Here is a 19,476-nt window from a genome sequence, read left to right as displayed (position 1 = left end):
CGCGGGTTGACTGGTTCCCGCGTGTCCTGAGTCCCGGCTCCGCCCTCGCTCTGTCAGTGCCCTCGTGTGCCCTCACGCGTCCCGGAGCGGGCCTTCCGTGCCCCTCCGGCGTGTCTCGCGTGCGTGCCCGCCCGGCGCGCTGACACCCGTCCATCCATTTCCAACCGGTTGTCTGTCTTCAACCACCCGCGGGCCTCGCTGCCCGACGGGAACGAGAGTCTTTTATGTCTCGCAACACGCGCCTCGAGCGGTACCGCAACATCGGCATCATGGCCCACATCGACGCGGGCAAGACGACGCTCACCGAGCGCGTCCTGTTCTTCACCGGCCGCATCCACTCCACGGGAGAGGTGCACACCGGCTCCACGGAGATGGACTGGATGCCGGAGGAGAAGAAGCGCGGCATCACCATCACCTCCGCGGCCACCACCGCGTTCTGGAAGCCCACGCAGGGACACGCGGCGGGACAGCCCCACCGCATCAACATCCTGGACACGCCGGGACACGTGGACTTCACCATCGAGGTGGAGCGCTCGCTGCGCGTCCTCGACGGCGCGGTGGCGGTGTTCGACGCCAGCCAGGGCGTGGAGCCCCAGTCGGAGGCGGTGTGGCGGCAGGCGGACCGGTACGGCGTGCCGCGCATCGCCTTCCTCAACAAGATGGACAAGGTGGGCGCGGACTTCGCCATGAGCGTCGCGTCCATCGAAGAGCGGCTCGGCGCGCGTCCGGTGGCGGTGCAGCTGCCCATCGGCGAGGGCTCGGAGTTCCGGGGCCTCGTGGACCTGGTGCGCATGGTGACCGTGGTGTTCGAAGGCGACGAAGGGCAGTACCGCGAGGAGCCCCTCACGGCGGAGCTGCGTGAGGTAGCGGAGGTGTACCGGCAGCGGCTCATCGAGGCGTGTGCGGACGTGGACGCGACGGTGCTGGAGAAGTTCGTGGAAGGGCGGCTGGAAGAAGTCACCGCGGAGGACCTGGAGCGCGCGCTGCGCTCGGGCACCCTCACGCGGACACTGGTGCCGGTGCTGGGCGGGTCGGCCTTCAAGAAGAAGGGAGTGCAGATGTTGCTGGATGCCGTCGTCAACTACCTGCCCGCGCCATCGGACCTCGCCGCCGTCGAGGGCTGTGTCCCCGGCACGGATGAGCGTGTCCTACGTCCGGCTTCGGACTCGGGTCCACCCACCGCCCTGGCGTTCAAGATGATGAGCGACAAGGCCGTGGGCGGCATCGTCTTCCTGCGCGTGTACTCGGGCACGCTGCGCGCGGGCACCGTCCTGCTCAACCCCGTCACGGGGAAGCGGGAGCGGATTGGACGTCTCATGTTCATGCATGCCAACCGCCGTGAGGAGGTGGCGGAGGTGTACGCGGGAGACATCTGCGCGGCGCTCGGCCTGAAGGGCGTGCGCACGGGCGACACGCTGTGCGACCCGGAGGCTCCGGTGGTGCTGGAGTCGCTGGGCGTCATGGAGCCCGTGGTGCAGCTCGCCGTGGAGGCGCGCTCGCCCGCGGAGCTGACGAAGCTGGAGGAAGGCCTGCACCGGCTGGCGGCGGAGGACCCGTCGCTGCGCGTGGGCGTGGACCCGGAGAGCGGCCAGGTGCTGCTGTCCGGCATGGGTGAGCTTCACCTGGAGGTGGTCGTGTCACGGTTGCTGACGGAGTACGGCGTGGAGGCGCGCGTGGGACAGCCGAAGGTGGCGTACCGCGACACGCTCCGGCGCCAGGTGCGCCAGGAGTACCGCCACGTCCGCCAGACGGGCGGGCCCGGGCAGTACGCCCGCGTGGTGCTGGACGTGGGTCCGGCGCCGCGAGGGGCGGGGCTCGTCTTCGTGGACGACACCCGTGGCGGCAACATTCCGAGGGAGCTGGTCCCCGCCATCGAAAAGGGCGTGGCCGGCGCCATGGCGCGGGGCGTGCGGGACGGCGTTCCGCTGGTGGACGTGGAGGTGCGGCTGGTGGATGGCGACACGCACGTGAAGGACTCCACGCCGCAGGCGTTCGCCATGGCCGGCTCGCTGGCGCTCCAGGAAGCGGCACGGAGCGCGGGCGTGCTCGGGCTGGAGCCGGTGATGGAGGTGGAGGTGACGACCCCCGAGGAGTACGTCGGTGAGGTGCTGGGGGACCTGTCCGCGCGGCGCGGGCGGGTGCTGGGGATGGAGGCGCGTGGCGTCGTGCGGGTGGTCTCCGCGCGGGTGCCCATGGCCAACCTCTTCGGCTACGTGAACGGGCTGCGCGGCCGCACGCAGGGCCGGGCCCAGGCCAGCATGCGCCTGGGCGCGTACGAGCCGGTGCCGGAGTCGCTCCAGACGGCGCAGGCCGAAGCGCGGGTGTGAGGTGAGGGGCCCGGGAGTGCGGTATCCGCTCCCGGGCCCGTTGCCTTCGGGTCCACACCTCCAGCGCAGCTGTTGCTCCCGGTTCTACAGGTGACGAGGTGCCTCCCTCGGAGCGCACGCTGGCCTCGATGTTGCTCAGGCGCTCCTGCCTCGCCTCTGCACCCTCGACCTGCTGGATGCATATGACCGCTCACACCCCTGATGCAGCCCCTCCGCCGGAGCTGGAGTCCCCCGTGCGCATCCGCGCGCACAAGCAGTTCTTCCGCCGAACCCTCCAGGCCTTCCAGGAACAGGATGCCGCCTTCCAGCCCCGTCCGGGGATGCTGAGCGTGGTGGGCCACGTCCACCACGTCACCGCGGGGTTGGAGCTGTTCCTCGCGGGCGTCTTCCCGGCCATGGAGCGCTTCAAGGGGCGGGAGTGGAAGAGCCGCCGGGGCGAGGGGCAGGCCTGGCTCGGGCTGGGCCCGGGCTTCACCAGCATGGAGTGGACGAAGGTCTCCAACGAGAACCTGTCGGGTGGAAGCGACACGGAGAGCCCGCTGGCCTTCGCGCTCCGCGCCTTCGACGAGACGATGGACCTGGCCGCGGAGCTGTATGGCCAGCTCTCCCGGGAGGAGCTGCTGCTACCGCTCCCGGAGAACCCCATCCGCCTCCGGACGCCGCAGGAGGCGCTGGAGATCATGATTGACCACACGGCGCACCACCGCGGCGCCCTCGCGCAGTACGCGCGCCTGCTCGACCGGGAGCCCAAGATTCCCTACTTCGAGATGAGCGAGGCCATGCACGAGGCCCAGCTCCTCGCGGGCGGACACGCGCCCTGACCGAAGCGTGAAGGGCGGGCCTTCAGCTCTTCTCGACGTTGTGGAAGTCCCGGCAGGGCTCCTTCAGCCCGAGGTAGTAGGGAAGCACCTTCGCGTTCATCACGATTCGCTCCCACCAGCGCGCGGCCAGGCTCTTGCGCTGGGCGGGTGGCAGGTCGGCGGCCGTCTGCGTGAGGTCGAGGTAGTGCGTCTGCGTCGGGCCGATGCCCTCGAAGTCGTGAAGGAGGGCCTGCGCGGACCGGCCGAGGGCGGGCTCCAGGTTCCGCAGCAGCTCGTCGGTCATCAGCAGGTACTCCCGGATGGGCACCTCGTTCTTCAACATGCGGTGCACGAGGATGACGTCCACGCCCGCCAGCTCCGTGTGGCGCTTCACCTTCTGGAAGGCGACCTCTCCCACGTGGGCGACGAACTTGAGGTCGAGGTTGTCGACTTCCACGCACCCGTGGCAGGAGCACAGCCGGTTGGTTGCGATTTCCTGCTGCCGGGCAAGGAACGCGCGGCGGATGTCCGCCACCGCCTGCCCGACGGAGCTGAGCTGCGCGTCGCTCTCGAGCGGGACGTAGAGGAACGCGGCATCTCCCTCCAGCTTCGCCAGCTTGAGCGGCCTGGACGCGTCGATGACGGCCTCGAGCAGCGACGCCACCATCTCCTGCGCGTGTGCGAGCGACATGCGGTGGGTCCGCATGAAGCGGGTGTACCCGCCGATGTCCGCGATGAGCAGGATGGAGCGCTGGATGGCCATTGCCTCCAGATTAGCGCGCCTGCCCGTTCTGGAGCGAAGATGGGCTTCGCGCAAATAGCGTTGAATCCGCTGAATGCGGAGATTACTAGGCGCAGCCGAAAGGACTCCCCATGCACCTTCGGCTTCGTCCCGCAGCTCAGAGTCTTGGTCAGGCGTTGGCTTTCTCCCTGCTCTTCACCGCGCCCGCGTTCGCGGATGAGGCGCGCCCGTGGTCCGCGAGCCCCGCGCCGACCGCCGAGGGCGAGACGCAGCACTGGGGCTACATCGAGTCCATCGGCCCCGAGCACTGGGGAGAGTTGCCGGGGGCGTCCGCCTGCGCGCAGGGCCATTCGGAGACGCCCATCGCCCTGGAGACGCGGGGCGCCATCCCGGACACGCACCTGGCGCCGTACTTCCAGTACCGGCCCAGCCACGTGCACATGGTCAACAACGGCCACACCGTGGAGTTCACGTACGACGCGGGCAGCTCCGTGCGCGTGAATGGCCGCGAGTACACGCTGGCTCAGTTCCACTTCCACACCCCCAGCGAGCACACCGAGGACGGCAAGCGCTTCCCGCTCGAGATGCACCTGGTCCACAAGGACAGCAACGGTGGCGTGGTGGTGGTGGGCGTCTTCATCAAGGAGGGCGAGCCCAACCGCGTGCTGGACGCCGCCTTCAGCCATCTGCCGCATGACCCGGGCGCGCACAGTGATCTGGAGCACGGCTTCATCAACGCGGCCGCGCTGCTGCCGCGGGAGCAGGCCTACTTCCAGTACCAGGGCTCGCTGACCACGCCGCCGTGCACCGAGGGCGTCGAGTGGTTCGTGATGACGAAGCCCATCGAGATGTCCGACGCGCAGATCGCCGCCTTCCAGCGCCTGCCGTACCTCAACCCCAACAGCCGCTCGCTCCAGCCGCTCAACGGGCGCACCGTCTACCTGCACACCGCCTCGCGGTAGTCAGCGCGACTCCGCGTCCGTCAGCACCTGCCCGTGTTTCAGCCGTCGAGGCACGGGCTGGTAGCCTTTCGCGACCAGTGGCGCCAGCTCGAAAGGCAGGCGCCGGTCGTGCTGCACCTCCCGGGCGCTCGCCATCAGTGACGCGCGTGAGCAGGGCTCCGCGCGCGGGAGCCCCACGAGGATGCGGTTCGTCGTTGTCTCCACGTCGAACCGGTGGAGCTGCTGGAAGCTCACCTGCCACGTGCGGAGCATGGAGTCGAAGAGCGGGTTGGACACCGACTCCCACACGTTGCCCACCGCCGCGCCGTCCGGCGTCAGCCGCGCCCGCGCGGCCCCGAGGAACTCCCGCGTCGCCAGGTGCCCGGGGATGCTGTCGGGGCCATAGGCATCCAGGAAGATGAGCGAGTAGGGCGGCCCGGAGGACTCGATGAACTCACGCCCATCCGCCACGTGCGCGCGCAGGCAGTCGTCCTCCTCGAAGCCGCAGTAGAGCTTCGCCGCCTCCACCACGTCGGGCTCCACCTCCACCGCGTCGATGCGCGCCTCGGGGAGCACGGCGCGCAGGAACATCGGAACCGCGCCGCCGCCCAGGCCCACGACGAGGATGCGCTCCGGTTTTGGCACGAAGGCCAGGCCCACCATGGACGCGCGGGTGTAGGCGGCCTCCAGCCGCAGCGGCTCACCGGGCCACACCACGCTCTGGCGCGCGCCTCCCTCCTCGAAGCGCAGGGTGCGCAGGCCCTCGGGGTCCTCGGTGACGACGACGCGGTGACTCACGGGCCCCTCCTACCAGCCCACCAAACCCGCGAGCATTCGCCGTCTTTCGTGTTTAGACAGCAGACAGGCGGGCAGGGCCCTGTCCTGCAAGCACGGGATACCGTGAAAACGTGCGGCAAGGCGTTGATTTCACGGGACTTTCGCGCCGTTAGCGGGCAGGGTCCGCGCCGTAGTTCCGGAATGGGTGGGGGGGCCCTCCTGTTCCACCACGTTCCCAAAGCGGTTCGGCCACATGGGTCTGACCGCGCACCGCCAGGCGCCCACGGCATGAGACCGGATGGGCGCGCTGCGCGGGCCTCCTCACTCTCTGAGGAGGCGGGCTCACCGCTTCACCAGGACGACATGACTTTCGACGAACTCCAGCTTCACGAGACCCTCCTGCGCGCCGTCAAGGCGGAGGGTTACACGACGCCTACGCCCATCCAGGCGAAGGCCATTCCCCAGGCGCTGGCCGGCCGGGACGTGCTCGGCGTGGCGCAGACGGGCACCGGCAAGACGGCCGCCTTCGCGCTCCCCATCCTCCAGCGGCTGTCCGCCAAGGCGCCCGCGGGCGGCGCGCGGCCGGTGCGTTGCCTCGTGCTCACCCCCACCCGCGAGCTGGCGGGACAGGTGGGTGAGAGCTTCGCCACGTACGGCAAGAACCTCCCCCTGCGCCATGCCGTCATCTTCGGCGGCGTGGGCCAGAATCCCCAGGTGCAGGCGCTGCGCAGCGGCGTGGACGTGCTGGTCGCCACGCCGGGCCGCCTGTTGGACTTGATGGACCAGGGCTTCGTGTCCCTGCGCTCGCTCGAGGTGTTCGTACTCGACGAGGCGGACCGCATGCTCGACATGGGCTTCATCCATGACGTGCGCAAGGTCATCAAGGTGCTGCCCCAGAAGCGGCAGACGCTCTTCTTCAGCGCCACGATGCCGCCCGAGATCGTGGACCTGTCGCGCAACATCCTCACCGACCCCATCCGGGTGGAGGTGACGCCGGTCTCCAGCACCGCGGAGACGGTGAGCCAGCAGGTGTACTTCGTGGAGCGCGAGCAGAAGCGCGGCCTGCTGACGCACCTGTTGAAGGAGGGCCGCATCGCCCGTGCGCTCGTCTTCACGCGCACGAAGCACGGCGCCAACCGCGTGGCGAAGCAGCTGGAGGGCGCGGGCGTGCAGGCCGCGGCCATCCACGGCAACAAGAGCCAGAACGCCCGTGAGCGCGCGCTGGACGACTTCCGCGCCGGCTCGCTCCGCGTGCTGGTGGCGACGGACATCGCCGCGCGCGGCATCGACATCGACGGGCTGAGCCACGTCATCAACTACGACCTGCCCAACGTGCCCGAGCAGTACGTGCACCGCATCGGCCGCACCGGCCGCGCGGGCGCCAGCGGCATCGCCGTGTCGTTCTGCGATGGCGAGGAGCGCGCGTACCTGCGTGACATCGAGCGCACCATCCGCCGCAGCGTGCCCGTGGTGGAGGACCATCCGTACCGCGCCGGCCGCTCCGGGCCGCGCCCCGCGGACTACTCGGCTCCGGCCGAGCCTGACCGCGCCCCGGCTGGCAACAGGGGCGGGGGCCGTGGCGGGGGACGGGGTCAGTCCCAAGCCCGCGCCTCCGGCAATGGCGGTGGTGGTGGCGGGGGTGGTCATCCCTCCGGTCCGTCGCGCCGCAGCCGTGGCGGCAGGGGTGGTGGTGGCCGGGGTGAGGGTCGCTCCGAGGGCGGACGTTCCGCGCAGGGCGGTGGCGGCGGAGGCCGTGGCAACGTCGCCGTGTCGCGTGGCCCGTCCGAGCACCGTCGTCCGGCCGCTCCCGCGGCGCAGGCCGCGGGGAAGGCTCCCGAGGCTGCTCCGCGTCCGGCGCGTCCTTCGCCGAAGTGGTTCTGATTTGAGCCGGGGCCCATGAGCTCCGGCGCCGCGACAGTGCGGTCCTGATTCACCAGGAGCCGGGTCCTCGAGGGCCCGGCTCCTTTTTCATGTCACGCGCTCGCCGTGTTTCAACGGACGGCCAGCCGGGCTGCCCGCTGTCCTGCTCGCTCACCGGGCGCGATGACGTGCCAGCCGACAGTGCCTGCCTCACCTTCGTCCTTCCCTATGCCGTGAGCACGGGGCGGAGCGGCCACCCCTTCGGGCTGGCCGGGCAGGAGGGCAGGGGACATGCGCGGGCGGGCGGTCATCGCGGGCGGCGGACTGGCGGGCCTCACCTGCGCAAAGCTGCTGGTGGACGCGGGCTGGGCGGTGACGGTGGTGGAGGGGCTGCCCTATCTCGGCGGCCGAGCCTCCACGTACCGCGACGCCGACGGCGACCAGGTCGAGCAGGGACTCCACCTGTTCCTCGGCGCCTACTCCGAGTTCAAGGCGCTGCTGGCCAGTATCGGCGAGCCTTACGACCTGGTCCTCTTCTGGATGGAGCAGCTCCAGCTCCAGGACACGGAAGGCCCCGCCGAGGCCGTCTTCATCATCAACCCGAAGCGCTCGCTGATGAAGACGCCCGAGCCGCTCCGCTCGGAGCCGCTCTTCGCGGACCTCGCCGACCTGCCCGTGGCGCCGGCCATCTCCGTTCAGCTCTGGCTCGACCACGAGGTGGTGACGCACGAGTGCTTCGTCCTCGTGGGACGCAGCGAGGCCTGCGTCTACCAGGACCAGTCGCGCAATGCCTATCCGACGTCCGAAGGCAGCCGCCTGTCCGTCATCGTCTCTCCCGCGGACGGGCTGCTCTTCGCTTCGGACGAGGCGCTGGTGCTGCGGGTGCTCGACTCGCTGGCGAAGGTGGTGCCCGAGATCCGCGACGCCCAGGTGCGCAAGTCGGTGGTGCTCAAGCACCCGAAGCACCAGGTGCAGCCGCTGCCTGGCGCCATGTCACGCCGTCCGGTGCAGGCCACGCCCGTGCCCAACCTCTTCCTCGCGGGAGACTGGACGCAGGTACGCCAGCACCAGACGTCTGTCTCCATACCTCACGCAGGCGAACACCTACGAAGTGGTCCGTTGCATCAATGGCGAGGCCAACGGCCGCCTCATCCACCGCCCCGAGCGCGGCGCGTACTACCGCCGCGCGCTGCTGGTGCTCGCTTTGTGAGAGCGATGACTCGCGAATAGCGCGACCACCACCGGGCTGCCGTACCCATTTCCCTGCGCACTTCGAATCCACGGGGCGGTCTTCAGCCGTCCCGACTATCGGCTGAGATGGAGCCCCCTCTGTCAGGAGACAGGGCGCTACACCTCCGAGGTGGTCTCCGGGGCGCTGTCCGGAGTGAGGCGAGAGTTGCCCACCACGAGGAATCGGCAGGCTCCCAGGCGCACCACGTAATGGCCCGTGCGGCCCGTCGCGAGCGGGATCCCCGGAACCAGCCGCTTCGGGATGGGGCCCAGACCTCCACCGCCGTCGTGTCCTGGTAGGGCCCTGCCTCGAGCCTGTCGGACACGGCCGCGCGCCCGTAGGGCAGGGCATGACGGCTTGCATGTGCACGGCCTTGACCAGCAACTCATCCATTCAGCGGTCCAGCTTGGCGTACTCGGGCTCCTCGCTTTCAGGTGCTGGGGTGAGAAGGATAACGTGCCTTGTCCTCAGCCGGCTTGAGGCGGACCAATTCGGTAGGTATGAGCATGTCGGGAGGCATGACCGAGGACAAAGGTCCTATTTGTTCTATGCTCGCGCAACAGGGCCTCCATCCGTTCTATGATCCACGAGTGAGAGCAGCCAGGGGAATTCTTGATGCACCGTCCCGCCCGGATCTTCATTTCCTATGCACACGCTGACGAGTTCCACCGCATGCGTCTTGAGGCGCACCTTGCGCCACTCCGGCGTGAAGGACTCATCGCTCCATGGCACGACCGTCAGATCCTTCCGGGCAGTGAGTGGGACGCAGTTATCAACCAGCACCTCGCTGAGGCAGACATCGTTCTCCTCGTGGTGAGCGCGAACTTCGTCGCATCCGACTACTGCTATGAGAAGGAACTGGCGCTGGCGCTCGATCGTCACGAACGCGGGGATGCTTGCGTCATCCCGATCATTGTCGCTCCCGTCGACTTTGGAACGACACCCTTCGCAAAGCTCCAAGTGCTCCCTAAGGACGCGAAGCCCGTTAGCACATGGAGCAACCAGGACGAAGCGTGGCTCGACGTAGTCCGCAGAGTTCGCCGGTTGGTCCTTCCAACTGAGTCTTCAACATTTCTCTCCACCGCTCAAGTCTCGGAGAACCGCAGTGGCGGCGTTGATGTTCGTGTCGACCGAAAAATCAGTGGCAGCCGATGGCTGTTCAGTGGCGACAACATATACAAATATGCGGTACTGCCATTGATTGTCCTTCTTCTTGTTGCGCTGGCATATTCAGGCAGCTTTCAAAGGGAGAAGCCTGCACAGCCTTCGGGAGAAGGACCGAGACAAGCATCTGTCCAGATAATGCCCATAGATCCCGAAGCAGGTGCTGGAGAGCATGGCTTTCTGGCCGAGCAACGGCGGGCGGAAAAATCTAAAGAATCTCCAGGAGATGAGTTGCCGCTTGGCGTCGAGGGCGAAGAAGAGTCTGTGCAACTGGCTCATCACCAGAAGGCCGTCGGTTCTGGCCTCGGGAAGACCAGTCCGATGGAGAAGCAGCCCTCTCAAGACACGAGACGCAAGCCTCGTCCGCCGCCTGCGCTGATTTTCTATGGAACCATCAAGGACGATAGCACTGGCAATGCCCATGCTGGGGCCGACGTCCAACTTGTCGGCACAAGCTGCGTTACCCGCACAGATAAATACGGGAACTTCGCATTCAAGTCGTGCGATCCTGACAGGGCGAAACTCCTCAAGAATCCGATGATCAGGGTGCGGATGCCAGAGGCGACTGGCTGGTGTAACGACATCCCTATTCTCCAGCCGCCGGCCATAACCTCTATCAACATCCAGGCGAGCTGCCAGGGAGCAAAATTTGGCGGACGTGGGAGTATAAGAATCCAAGGCACGCAGTTGCATGGTTCTGAGGTGACCAGCGTACAGCTTGGCGACATTGACCTCATAGGCTCAACCCTTCGTGGACTCAGTGTTGATACTCGCTTCCATGGTACGCTGAGGGACGGGACCGCAGTGGAATTGGCCATAATCGGCAGTGAACTGGACGCAGCCGACCCGGCCGGAGAGACTGTCCTGTACTCTGCTCTCATGAGGCGGTCTGGCAGGGATGAATGGGAAAACCCCTGTCTGTCTGATGCTATGCAGGACCGAAGAGCAATCGCCGTGGCTGGAATATGGGACACGACAGGCGCTCATATCGATAAACTAGGCTACTTTACATTCGCTTGCGTAAGCGGTGTTGTCGCAAAGTGCGTGCGCTGGGGGTACAGACCATGGCAACAGCGCAACGGTATTTCCCTCAAAAACCATCACCAAGCCTGCACACGAATGGCTCGGGCAGACTACTGCGGTAATGGGGGCAGCCATACGCGAGAAGGAACGGCGATTGAATTCTTCGACAATCTGGGGGGACGCACAATAGCGGTCACCCCAGGAATGCAGTTCGAGGCAGCGTGGACGGAGGACGGCGCGACTTGTATGAGACGGCCTCGATGGCGCGAGCCAGTGACAGCCGTCTTTGCTGGCTCACGCCCATCCGCCATCAGCTGTGAGGAGCGCTTGCAGAAGTTGAAGCGGGCTTCCGGCGATACGGAGGATGCACCCTGTGGATTGACTCCACTGGGCCGCGTCGGACCGCCTGCGCTCATCTGGAACTATTCCTACATCAACTCAAGTGCTCCGTGAGTTCGTTCTCCCGAAGCAGGCCGCAGGAGGCATTCGGGACTTGGGAACAGTGCTTTGGAGGCTGGTCGCGGAGAAGGTCTACGCACTGGAGACGCCAGCTCTCGCTGGGGGAGAACTGGAGGCACATGCGCCCGCCGAGTGGCGATCCGCCCGCATTGTAGGTGCTGCGCGAGCAGTGTGGCTGGGACCGCAAGCTCGCGGCCCTCCCGGACATGGCGTCCGCGTTACTGAGGCAGTCCGGGCTGGAGGAGCCCGTCGCGCCCTCCTCCAGCACGAAGCGCAGGCATGTGGGCGGGAGCTCGCCGCCCGCTGGACGAGGTCTGCGCGGGCTGGGCGCGTCGCTTCCGGTGCACGGCGACGATCGACTTCTTTCAGGGTTACCCACCCGAGCTGTTCGCCACGCTGGAGGACACGGCCCTCACGCAGGAGCGCTGTATCCGTACGACGGACGATGTGCTGAGGGTCGTTGCCGCGATGCGCAGGACCGGTCATCCCTCGACGGATGCAGAAGAGAGCTGAAAAGCCGGGGTAGCTGCGGGTTGCCGAGGAGTTCGAAGCGGTCGGGCTGACGCAGCGTGAGTTCGCCGGGTGCCGAGGGCTGCGCCTGAACACGTTGCAGCCGTGGGTTTACCGCCGCCGGCGCCAGGCAAGCACCGCGGTCGAGCCGCCCGTGCGCCTGCTGCCGGTGCAGGTGAGCCGGGCGCCTGTCGCAGACGCGACCACGCTGGAGGTCGCCATCCCCCGAGGCATGCGGGGTCGGTTCGAGGCGGGCACGGACGTGGACTACGTGGCCGCCCTGGAGCGCAGCGCGTGCTGACGCTGCCCGCCTCGGTGCGAATCCTGTTGGCTACCGGGCCGGTGGACATGCGCAAGTCCATTGATGGGCTCATGGCCTTGGTGCGCACCGCCTGGGCGAGGACGTCTACTCGGGCCACCTCTTCGCCTTCGTTAGCCGGCGCGGAGAACGGGTGAAGATTCTCACCTTCAGCCGGGGCGGCTTCGTCCTGTACTACAAGCGTCTGGAGATGGGCCGCTTCATCTCCTCTATGCGCCGGCGTCAACCAGCTCTGGGGAGAAGGTGCTCGACGGCTTTGCGGATGCGCTCGAAACAGTCGTCAATCATGCCACTACGGAAAGTGAGGTGTGTGAGTCCGTGGATGTTGGAGAACACGGTGCATTTCTCCTCCACGAGGATGAGGACCCTGTCGAAGCCAAGCTTGACCTGGAAGAGGCCTATCTCGTGAACCACGTTCTGGCGAGCGTGCCGGCTTCCGTCCAGGTGTTCGTCCTCGCCGGTCATGACGAGGACGGCGAGCTGGCACTCCTGCAGGCACTTCTGGAGCCGCTCGACGGTGGTGTGGCCGGGGGTCGGCGTGCTGTTGAACTCCACCGGGTCCAGTCCCAGCCTGTTCGACAGGAAGTCCTTCAGGGCCCACCACGCCTGGGAGTTGCCATGGCCAATGAAGACCTTGGGACGGCCTGTCGCGAGCGCGGGGCGCGGCGGGCTGGGCGGCGCCTCGGGCGCGACGGGCGGCGTGGCTAACGCGACGGCCTGTTCGATAACGCCCGCGGAGGCATGGAAAGCCTTTGAGCGGGTAGGGGGCTCCATCGGGGGAAACCACACGGTCGGGGAGTACCTGTCGCATACCCTGACGTATTCCTCCCACGTCCTCACATCCTTCAGTTCGTCGATGACATGCGTGCGAAGCTCGACCTGCCAGTCTTTGAGCCCAAAATCCCAACCATCGACGCTCCCCCAGCCGTCTTGTTCGAGGAGCATGGCCACCGGGAGCACCTGCTCCTCCGGAAGCTTCAACTTTCCGGCGATCTGCCCGATGGAGAATTTCTTTTTCGCCCCCTGCTCGACGAGCAACTCCACGAGCGTCCGGATGATGCTGAGAGCCAGGGCGCAGCCGGTCTCCCCCGCGACGACCGGCACCGCCCGGGCCCTCAGATGGATCCGGGCGGGCCGCTCATACCGGCTCTGCGGGTGGATGAAGCTGGGCGTCAGCGCCATGACCAGATGAGGGAGGTAGCCGAGCCGCTCCCGGTGCTGGAGGGTGAACTCGGCGAGCAAGGGCCACTGCCGCGTCTTCTGGATGTGCGCGTAGACCGCCTGGAGCAGCGCCAGGTGCTGTCCCTGAGGGGCGTGCCGTACGGTCCCCTCCTTAGGCGGGACGGAGGCCGACAGGTACTGCTCCAGTGACTCCACCTTCTCGTAGCGGAGGATGTCGAGCCTGGGGCGGAAATAGAACTCCGAATGAGGGTCGCCCCACCCGCCCAGTCCACTGCGGAGGTTCCACAGGAGCTTCGCCGCGAGCCTTGCTTCGGACTCATCCTTCCAGAACTGGATGAACGACTCGGCTCCCACCTCAGGTCCTTGCGAGCCGCGCTCCTCATCGAGGTCGGGCTCTTCCACGAAGCGGCGGGCGAGGAACTGCAGGAACCGGGGGAGTGGCTCCAGGAGGGTGCGCGCCTCGGGTATCTCCAGAAGTGTTTCGAGGCCCACGCTGACGGTATCCCCGATGCTGCTGATCGACAGCCACGGGGCGCGGCTGGCGAGCTCGTCCAGGTTCAGGTTCAGGTTCCGGAGCTGGCTCCAGAGCAGAAGCTTCTGCGGCCATCCACCGTGCAGTTTGAAGTGGGACCAGATGAGCAGGAGGACGGTGGTTTCTTCCGGGGCCATGGCTGGGCCGGATCTACCCGAAGAGCGTGCGCGGGCGAAGCGAAGGGCGCCTGTCTCCGTCGGCCGGAGTCAATGGACCCACCGGCGCTTCGGGAAGAACCCCGAGTGCCCCGGCGTAGAATCCCTAGCCATGGTGGGTGAGCTTCGAACGGCTTTCCTCAGTGGGACGTGACGTGACCTGGGCAGCTTCTTCGGAGCGACACGGACCGCCATCGGCAAGGGAAGAACTGAGGCCGCCCTGGGACGGGCTGAGCCTTCGGGTCACCTCCGCGACGGAAGCCCGGTGAACGCACGGACAACCACCTTCCCGTCCTCGAGGGCGGCTTGGGTAGGCGTGTAGCTCGGCAATCCGCCGGGCAGCGCCACGTCGGACTGGGGCGCGCTCGTGTGCCGCAACACCAGCGGCGGAGGCGCAGGGCGCTCCCCGTTCAAATGGCGCTCATGAGTGCGGCGTGAAGGGGTCCGGAGGCGCGGGCCGGGTAGGGGGCGTCTTGAAGTCCCCTCCCTGCGAGGAGTCCATCCAGTCCTCCAGGTCTGGATCCACCGCGCAGCCGGCCTGCTTGAGCTTGTGCCGGAGCTTGCGCCGCGACTCGATGTCATTGGTGAGGCGGAAGTGGAGGATGCCATCGAGGTCCGAGGGCAGTTCGAGATGGCCCACGGTGACGAGGATGGTGCCCTCCCGGTTCATGCCCATGGCCATGCCCGCCTCGTAGATGACGTTGGGGCGGGGCTGCCACCTCTGGAGGTTCCGATCCGGCTCATGGCCCTGGCGCAGGTCGGGGGCGAGGCTCGCGAACTCATCCGGCGTCAGCAAGGCGATGACGGCCCGAGTCTTCGCCACGCCCCGCGAGACAATCTCCGCGATGTGGGTGTTGGGCGTGGCCTCGTGATGTTCGTTGTCGAACGTCCACGCCTGGAGCCCGAGCGCCTTCAGGAAGTGCTTGAGCTCCTGGAGGACGGACTTTTCACGTCCGTGGATGATGAAGACCTTCTTGGCGTCCCGCTGTGGCGCCTGGGCCGGGCCGGGGAGGGACGTCTGTGCGAGAGGGGCCTCCGCCAGGGGCGCGTTGGAGCCGGTCCTTGATTCGGAAGGCCGCTCATCCCCTTCCTCTCCCAGGTTCAGGATGCGCTCGATGAGTGGCGCCTTCTCCCGGCCGCTGTCATCCAGATCGAGCGCGTCGCAGATGTCCTTCAACTCATCGCGCGTGAGCCCTTGGAGGATGCTGGCGAAATCCACCGACCTGGATCGCACGATGGCGGAGATGTGCTGCTCGGCGATCCGGCGATCTTCCACGTACAGGCCGAGGTCGTCGGTGATGTCCAAGAGCCTGTCCCTGCTGAGCTGCTCGAGGGCCATCCGCCTGGCCGCTGGGGGGAGCCAACGTGTGTCTTTCGAAGCCATCGGTGGGCAAGCTACCAGAGACCGTGCGGGTGTGGCGCCACGAAAGCACCGCGGTGCGGTCTCCCGTGTAGAGACCGCGCCCCGTTTCCACTTCGCTTCAGGTGTCCTGCGCTACTCCGTCAGCAGCGCGCCCGAGGAGAACACCTGTCCTCCGTCCCAGGGGTTCCTGAGACACCTCTCTGGGGGCGGTACAGGGATACGACCTTGAGCGGCTCCCGCCACCCTGCCTGAAACCCTCCCCAAGTCCCGACGGGCTCCCGGGGCCATCGAGCAGGGGGCGCAGCCGGTCATCCGCTGCACCCAAGGCAGCCCGCGAGTGAGCGCCGAACCGAAGGAATCGGGGCAAGGCCGTTCGACGTCGCGGGGGGCACGGTATGCGCGCGCCCCCAGGCAACATTCGTGCTCCAGCCACCGCCAGAAGGGCTCATGAAAACACGGTACCTGCTCATCCTCGTCGCGTGCCTCACCGCTTGCACGACGGGGCCCTACCAGAACACGTCAGTCACCAATAAGTCGTCGCCCATCCTTTTTCAGGGATATGCGTCGGCCGCGGGTGCCGCCATCACGGTGGCCGCTCTCAACAACAGCACGGGTGAGCAGCGGACGATTGCAACCACGGTCGCGTCTTCGACGGCGGCGGTCGATAGCACGGGAAGGTCGTGGTACTACTGGAGTACCTCCGTGGTCCTGCCGCGCCAGGGCGGCTTCTGGCAACCGGAGGGGACGAGCAGCAGCAAGGCGAGCATCATCACCACCATCGGCAGCATCCAGTCCTATACCTTCACGGCGGCCCAGATGACCTGCACGGTCCAGAATCTCCCCGCCAAGGGCTATATGCAGGCAGCCCTGGACTGCGGGTCGACCGCCGATCCTCTCGTCCTGCTGGCTCCGTGCGACAGCAAGGTGACGACCGTCAACGCGGAGCTGAACGGCTGTTATCGCGTCGGGACCCCCTCCAACCTCGAAGACTTCCCATTCGACCGCTCCTACGAACTGGCGAATGGGCTGCAGGGGGTGTGCCATGACGACAACAATTGGTTCCTCACCTCCGCGTGGCGCAATATCTCCGGGCAACAGAGCCGCATTGCAAAGAAGCCGGTCAACGTCAGCTTCAACGAGGACAACTTCCTCGTCTACAGGAGCCCGTATATCGACCAGGGATGGAGACACCCGGGCGATTGCGATGTGTTCGGGGGGGTGGTGTATGTCCCTCTGGAGCCGGATGAGGGCTTCGCGGGATACAACGCGATTGGCCGCTTCGACACCTCCAACCTGGCCTACTACCCGGTGATGCCCATTCCGGCAAACAGCCCTCAGCGCAGCCCCGGCAATTTCCCCTGGATGGCGAGAAACCCCAAGAACGGCCTCTGGTACAGCTCCAAGTTCGACGCAACCGAGCTGTACGTGTATGCCATTTCGGGTTCGAGCATCACCTACAAGGGAGCGGTCGCGCTTCCGCAGGCGATTTACCGGATCCAGGGTGGCGAGTTCAGTCCGAGCGGCAGGCTCTTTCTCGCCACGGACTGGAACACGGGTCTCCTGTCACTCGAGCTCGCGGAGAGCATCGGGGACAGCATCGGCTCGACGGCGGCCATCACGCAGTGGCACAAAATCAACTGGGTGCCGGGTGACGAGGAAATCGAAGGGCTGACCGTGTGGAACCTCGATGACGGGCGTGCCCCCGGCATTCGCGGCCAGGTGCATGTGCTCATGCTCGACGTGGGAGAGGTCAGCAACGACGACCTCTACTTCAAGCACGTGCGCATCAGCCCGGTTGATGCGCTCTGACCAGGTCCTGAGTGGTTGACGCTGGCCTGCGAGCAGGCCTGGACGGGCCGTGGCCCGGGCCGGCGTCAACCGGTCCGGGGCGACGGCGCTTCAGGCGCCGCTGAGGCCTTCTGCCTCAGCCGCACCCGGGCCTCCGCGGCGCGGGCGCTGGCGGCCTCCTCGTGTCGACCCACCGCATCCAGGACGGCCGCCGCGCGCGCATGGTGGTCCGCGGCCTCCTCCAGGAGCAGCAATTCTTCGTCCGCGTGTGCGGCCGCATGCAGGTAGGGAAGGGCGCGGACTTCCTGCCCCGCCTGCAGCCAGTGGTAGGCCAGGAGGTTGGCCGGCGCGCCGTCACGCTCGAACACGGCCGCGAGCCGGCCATGCAGAAAGCGTCCCGTGGCCTTGCCGATGGTGGCCTGCACGGCCTCCATCACCAGGTCGTGGCTGAAGCGCTCCCCCACCAGCAGCTGCATGGCCTCCAGCTCGGAAAGCGCCGCGTAGATCGAGGTCGCGCTACCCTCCAGCACCTCGGGCACGCGCGCGGCGCGAAAGTGGGAGCCCGCCCTCGCGGCGAGCTGCGCAATCTGCAGGGCCAGCGGCGAGAGCCGATCCAAGCGGCGCTGGATGAGCGGGCCCACCCGTCCCGGCGGCGGCAGTCGCCGCGGCCACTTCTTGCGGAGCGAGTCCGTCTCGATGAGGTGCTTGAGCGTCTCGACGATGTAGAGGGGGTTGCCTCCCGTGTAGCGGGTCAGCGCCAGGGTGTGGGCCTCGGCACCGGGCAGCTCCAGCCCCGCCAGCAACTGGCGCACGCTGTCGACGGAGAGCGACCCCAGCTCGACGACGCGCCCCTTTCCCATATCCACGAGCTGGCGGATGTTGGCCTCGGAGAAGGGGAGGAGCTCGCCCCGGCGGAAGCACTGGATGAAGCACGGCAGGCGGACCGCGTGGGCCCCGGCGTCGGCCATCCGGGCCCAGGCGTACATTGACAGCCGGGTGCTGGCCTTGTCCCAGTACTGCACATCATCCGCGATGGCCACGCGCTCGTCCCCGAGCACCAGGGCCAGCCCTTCCGCGTGTGCCTCGAAGAAGCGCAGCTCGTCGGCCTCGGACGTCAGCGGAGGCACTGGCCGCGAGTCGCCCAGCTCGGGAAGGAAGCGCGACAGCTCCGAGCGCAGGCGGTCCGGCAGCTTCACGTCGGGCCGCCGGGCCAGCTGGGCCCGGAACGCACGTGCCTGCGAGGCGTAGGGGACGTCCAGGTCTCCAGGCCGGGCCTCGCTGCGCATCCACCGGCCCTGGGCTGCCGCGAACTCCTCGGCGAGCCGCGACTTGCCCGAGCCCGGCTCGCCCGAGATGAAGACGACCTGCTCCGCCTGGAAGCCCTCCAGCAGCTCCCGCCAGGCCGACTCGCGTCCCGCCAATACCGGAGGACGCAGCACCGTCAGGGGCAGCGAGGGGCGGGCGACGGGGGCGGGCTGCGCCACCTGGGCGCCCTTCTCGATGTGCCGGACCAGCGCCAGGGTGTCTGGCATTGGAGCGACGCCCAGGTCATGGGAGAGCGTGGCCCGCAGTCGCTCGAAGGCCGCGAGCGCCGCGACACGGTCTCCCTGGAGGTAGTGCAGCCGGATGAGGTGACGGCCGGCCTGCTCGGACTCGGGCTCCTGCTGAACCCACTCCTGTGCCAGGGCGAGCGCGGGTGACCAGTCGCTGTCGGCCAGGTGGCGCTGGATTTGCGCTTCGCGCGCCTTGCGAACCCAGCCCTCCACGGCGGCGCGGGCGCCATCCAGCCAGCGCGCCAGCTCCTCACAGTCATCGAAGTCGAACCCGGCCAGCAGCGGCCCTCCACCCCCGGGCCACGGGGCCTCGGGGGCGCGCGCAGGGGCGCTCGTCGTGGCGGCGGACTTCAGGCTCGCGAGGTCCAGGCTCAGCAGGGGCGACAGCGCGAGGCGCTCGGAGTCGGCCTCCACCAGCTCCACGCCGCCCGAGGCAAGCCGCAGGCGGCGCAGGAGCTGGCGCATGTTGTTGCGGGCGGTGACGGGAGGCGAGTCGGGCCACAGCAGACATGCGACGGGGAACTTGGGCGAGGGGCCCTCCAGCCCCAGATAGGCCAGCAGCGCCGCGGCCCGTCGCTCCAACCGCACCCGTTGTCCCTGGGGCCCCAGCAACTGTGACATGCCCAGGACCCGCGCACTCCACTCTGGCCGGCTCACTTCACGCTCCTTGGGGGTCGGTGCTTCCCGCGCCGGCCACGCGGGTATCCGCTGAACGAATAAAGCCGGGCTCTATACTGATCCTGGCCTTTC

General features: G+C 67.5%; 14 protein-coding genes and 1 pseudogene. 10 read left to right on the top strand and 5 right to left on the bottom strand.

What is annotated here, in order from left to right; translation table 11 throughout:
- The first annotated feature begins 224 nt into the window (after positions 1–224).
- Both fusA and G4D86_RS11125 read left to right on the top strand, forming a co-directional pair.
- The gene (gene fusA, locus G4D86_RS11130; RefSeq protein WP_163992520.1) at positions 225–2,327 is read left to right on the top strand and encodes an elongation factor G; all 2,103 of its coding nucleotides are present in this window, start codon (positions 225–227) and stop codon (positions 2,325–2,327) included.
- Positions 2,328–2,509: 182 nt separating this feature from the next.
- Positions 2,510–3,148 carry a DinB family protein gene (locus G4D86_RS11125; RefSeq protein ID WP_163992518.1) on the top strand — a complete coding sequence of 213 codons (639 nt, stop codon included), beginning with the start codon at positions 2,510–2,512 and terminating at the stop codon, positions 3,146–3,148.
- 22 nt (positions 3,149–3,170) lie between these two features.
- Here the strand turns inward: G4D86_RS11125 and G4D86_RS11120 are convergent, their stop codons facing one another.
- On the bottom strand, positions 3,171–3,890 hold the full coding sequence (locus G4D86_RS11120) for a DUF2652 domain-containing protein (RefSeq protein ID WP_163992516.1): 720 nt from the start codon (positions 3,888–3,890) through the stop codon (positions 3,171–3,173).
- 155 nt (positions 3,891–4,045) lie between these two features.
- On the opposite strand from G4D86_RS11120, the gene G4D86_RS11115 reads away from it, so the two are divergent.
- The gene (locus tag G4D86_RS11115) at positions 4,046–4,831 is read left to right on the top strand and encodes a carbonic anhydrase (protein WP_240360186.1); all 786 of its coding nucleotides are present in this window, start codon (positions 4,046–4,048) and stop codon (positions 4,829–4,831) included.
- On the opposite strand, the gene G4D86_RS11110 is transcribed toward G4D86_RS11115, so the two are convergent.
- Positions 4,832–5,608: a spermidine synthase gene (locus G4D86_RS11110; protein ID WP_163992512.1), complete on the bottom strand. Its 777-nt coding sequence runs from the start codon at positions 5,606–5,608 to the stop codon at positions 4,832–4,834.
- 342 nt (positions 5,609–5,950) lie between these two features.
- On the opposite strand from G4D86_RS11110, the gene G4D86_RS11105 reads away from it, so the two are divergent.
- The 6 genes and pseudogenes from G4D86_RS11105 to tnpB all read left to right on the top strand — a co-directional run.
- Entirely contained in the window at positions 5,951–7,468 is a 1,518-nt protein-coding gene (locus G4D86_RS11105; RefSeq protein ID WP_163992510.1) for a DEAD/DEAH box helicase, read from the top strand.
- 270 nt (positions 7,469–7,738) lie between these two features.
- On the top strand, positions 7,739–8,677 hold the full coding sequence (locus tag G4D86_RS11100) for an FAD-dependent oxidoreductase (protein ID WP_163992508.1): 939 nt from the start codon (positions 7,739–7,741) through the stop codon (positions 8,675–8,677).
- A gap of 616 nt (positions 8,678–9,293) precedes the next feature.
- Positions 9,294–11,318, top strand: coding sequence for an ADYC domain-containing protein (locus G4D86_RS11095; RefSeq protein WP_163992506.1), 2,025 nt, complete (start codon positions 9,294–9,296; stop codon positions 11,316–11,318).
- A 285-nt stretch (positions 11,319–11,603) separates the two neighbouring features.
- Positions 11,604–11,837 (top strand): hypothetical protein, encoded by a 234-nt coding sequence (locus tag G4D86_RS52085; protein ID WP_205519536.1) that lies wholly within the window; start codon positions 11,604–11,606, stop codon positions 11,835–11,837.
- Positions 11,838–11,850: 13 nt separating this feature from the next.
- The gene (gene tnpA, locus G4D86_RS54285; protein ID WP_163993206.1) at positions 11,851–12,135 is read left to right on the top strand and encodes an IS66 family insertion sequence element accessory protein TnpA; all 285 of its coding nucleotides are present in this window, start codon (positions 11,851–11,853) and stop codon (positions 12,133–12,135) included.
- Positions 12,129–12,355: pseudogene (tnpB, locus tag G4D86_RS54280) on the top strand (IS66 family insertion sequence element accessory protein TnpB); the annotation flags it as partial. The gene tnpA and the pseudogene tnpB, both read left to right, overlap by 7 nt.
- A 20-nt stretch (positions 12,356–12,375) precedes the next feature.
- Here the strand turns inward: tnpB and G4D86_RS11075 are convergent.
- Both G4D86_RS11075 and G4D86_RS11070 read right to left on the bottom strand, forming a co-directional pair.
- A complete protein-coding gene (locus tag G4D86_RS11075; protein ID WP_163992502.1) occupies positions 12,376–14,004 on the bottom strand; it encodes a TIR domain-containing protein in 1,629 nt (542 codons plus the stop codon).
- 439 nt (positions 14,005–14,443) lie between these two features.
- Positions 14,444–15,361, bottom strand: coding sequence for a TIR domain-containing protein (locus tag G4D86_RS11070; RefSeq protein WP_205519535.1), 918 nt, complete (start codon positions 15,359–15,361; stop codon positions 14,444–14,446).
- Between the two features lie 471 nt (positions 15,362–15,832).
- Between G4D86_RS11070 and G4D86_RS11065 the strand changes: the two genes are divergently transcribed.
- Complete coding sequence (locus G4D86_RS11065) at positions 15,833–17,194, top strand: hypothetical protein (RefSeq protein ID WP_163992498.1); 1,362 nt, start codon at positions 15,833–15,835, stop codon at positions 17,192–17,194.
- A gap of 65 nt (positions 17,195–17,259) precedes the next feature.
- On the opposite strand, the gene G4D86_RS11060 is transcribed toward G4D86_RS11065, so the two are convergent.
- Positions 17,260–19,383 (bottom strand): BTAD domain-containing putative transcriptional regulator, encoded by a 2,124-nt coding sequence (locus G4D86_RS11060; protein ID WP_338050601.1) that lies wholly within the window; start codon positions 19,381–19,383, stop codon positions 17,260–17,262.
- Positions 19,384–19,476 lie beyond the last annotated feature (93 nt).

This window comes from Pyxidicoccus caerfyrddinensis (genome assembly GCF_010894405.1).
GTDB classification, from domain to species: Bacteria; Myxococcota; Myxococcia; order Myxococcales; family Myxococcaceae; genus Myxococcus; species Myxococcus caerfyrddinensis.
This window is presented reverse-complemented; position numbering and strand designations above follow the sequence as displayed.

Excerpts from the sequence above, each read along its gene's own strand:
- fusA (WP_163992520.1), top strand. The coding sequence starts at position 225 with ATGTCTCGCAACACGCGCCTCGAGCGGTACCGCAACATCGGCATCATG.
- G4D86_RS11125 (WP_163992518.1), top strand. The coding sequence starts at position 2,510 with ATGACCGCTCACACCCCTGATGCAGCCCCTCCGCCGGAGCTGGAGTCC.
- G4D86_RS11120 (WP_163992516.1), bottom strand. The coding sequence starts at position 3,890 with ATGGCCATCCAGCGCTCCATCCTGCTCATCGCGGACATCGGCGGGTAC.
- G4D86_RS11105 (WP_163992510.1), top strand. The coding sequence starts at position 5,951 with ATGACTTTCGACGAACTCCAGCTTCACGAGACCCTCCTGCGCGCCGTC.
- G4D86_RS11100 (WP_163992508.1), top strand. The coding sequence starts at position 7,739 with ATGCGCGGGCGGGCGGTCATCGCGGGCGGCGGACTGGCGGGCCTCACC.
- G4D86_RS11095 (WP_163992506.1), top strand. The coding sequence starts at position 9,294 with ATGCACCGTCCCGCCCGGATCTTCATTTCCTATGCACACGCTGACGAG.
- G4D86_RS52085 (WP_205519536.1), top strand. The coding sequence starts at position 11,604 with ATGTGGGCGGGAGCTCGCCGCCCGCTGGACGAGGTCTGCGCGGGCTGG.
- G4D86_RS11075 (WP_163992502.1), bottom strand. The coding sequence starts at position 14,004 with ATGGCCCCGGAAGAAACCACCGTCCTCCTGCTCATCTGGTCCCACTTC.
- G4D86_RS11070 (WP_205519535.1), bottom strand. The coding sequence starts at position 15,361 with ATGGCCCTCGAGCAGCTCAGCAGGGACAGGCTCTTGGACATCACCGAC.
- G4D86_RS11065 (WP_163992498.1), top strand. The coding sequence starts at position 15,833 with ATGAAAACACGGTACCTGCTCATCCTCGTCGCGTGCCTCACCGCTTGC.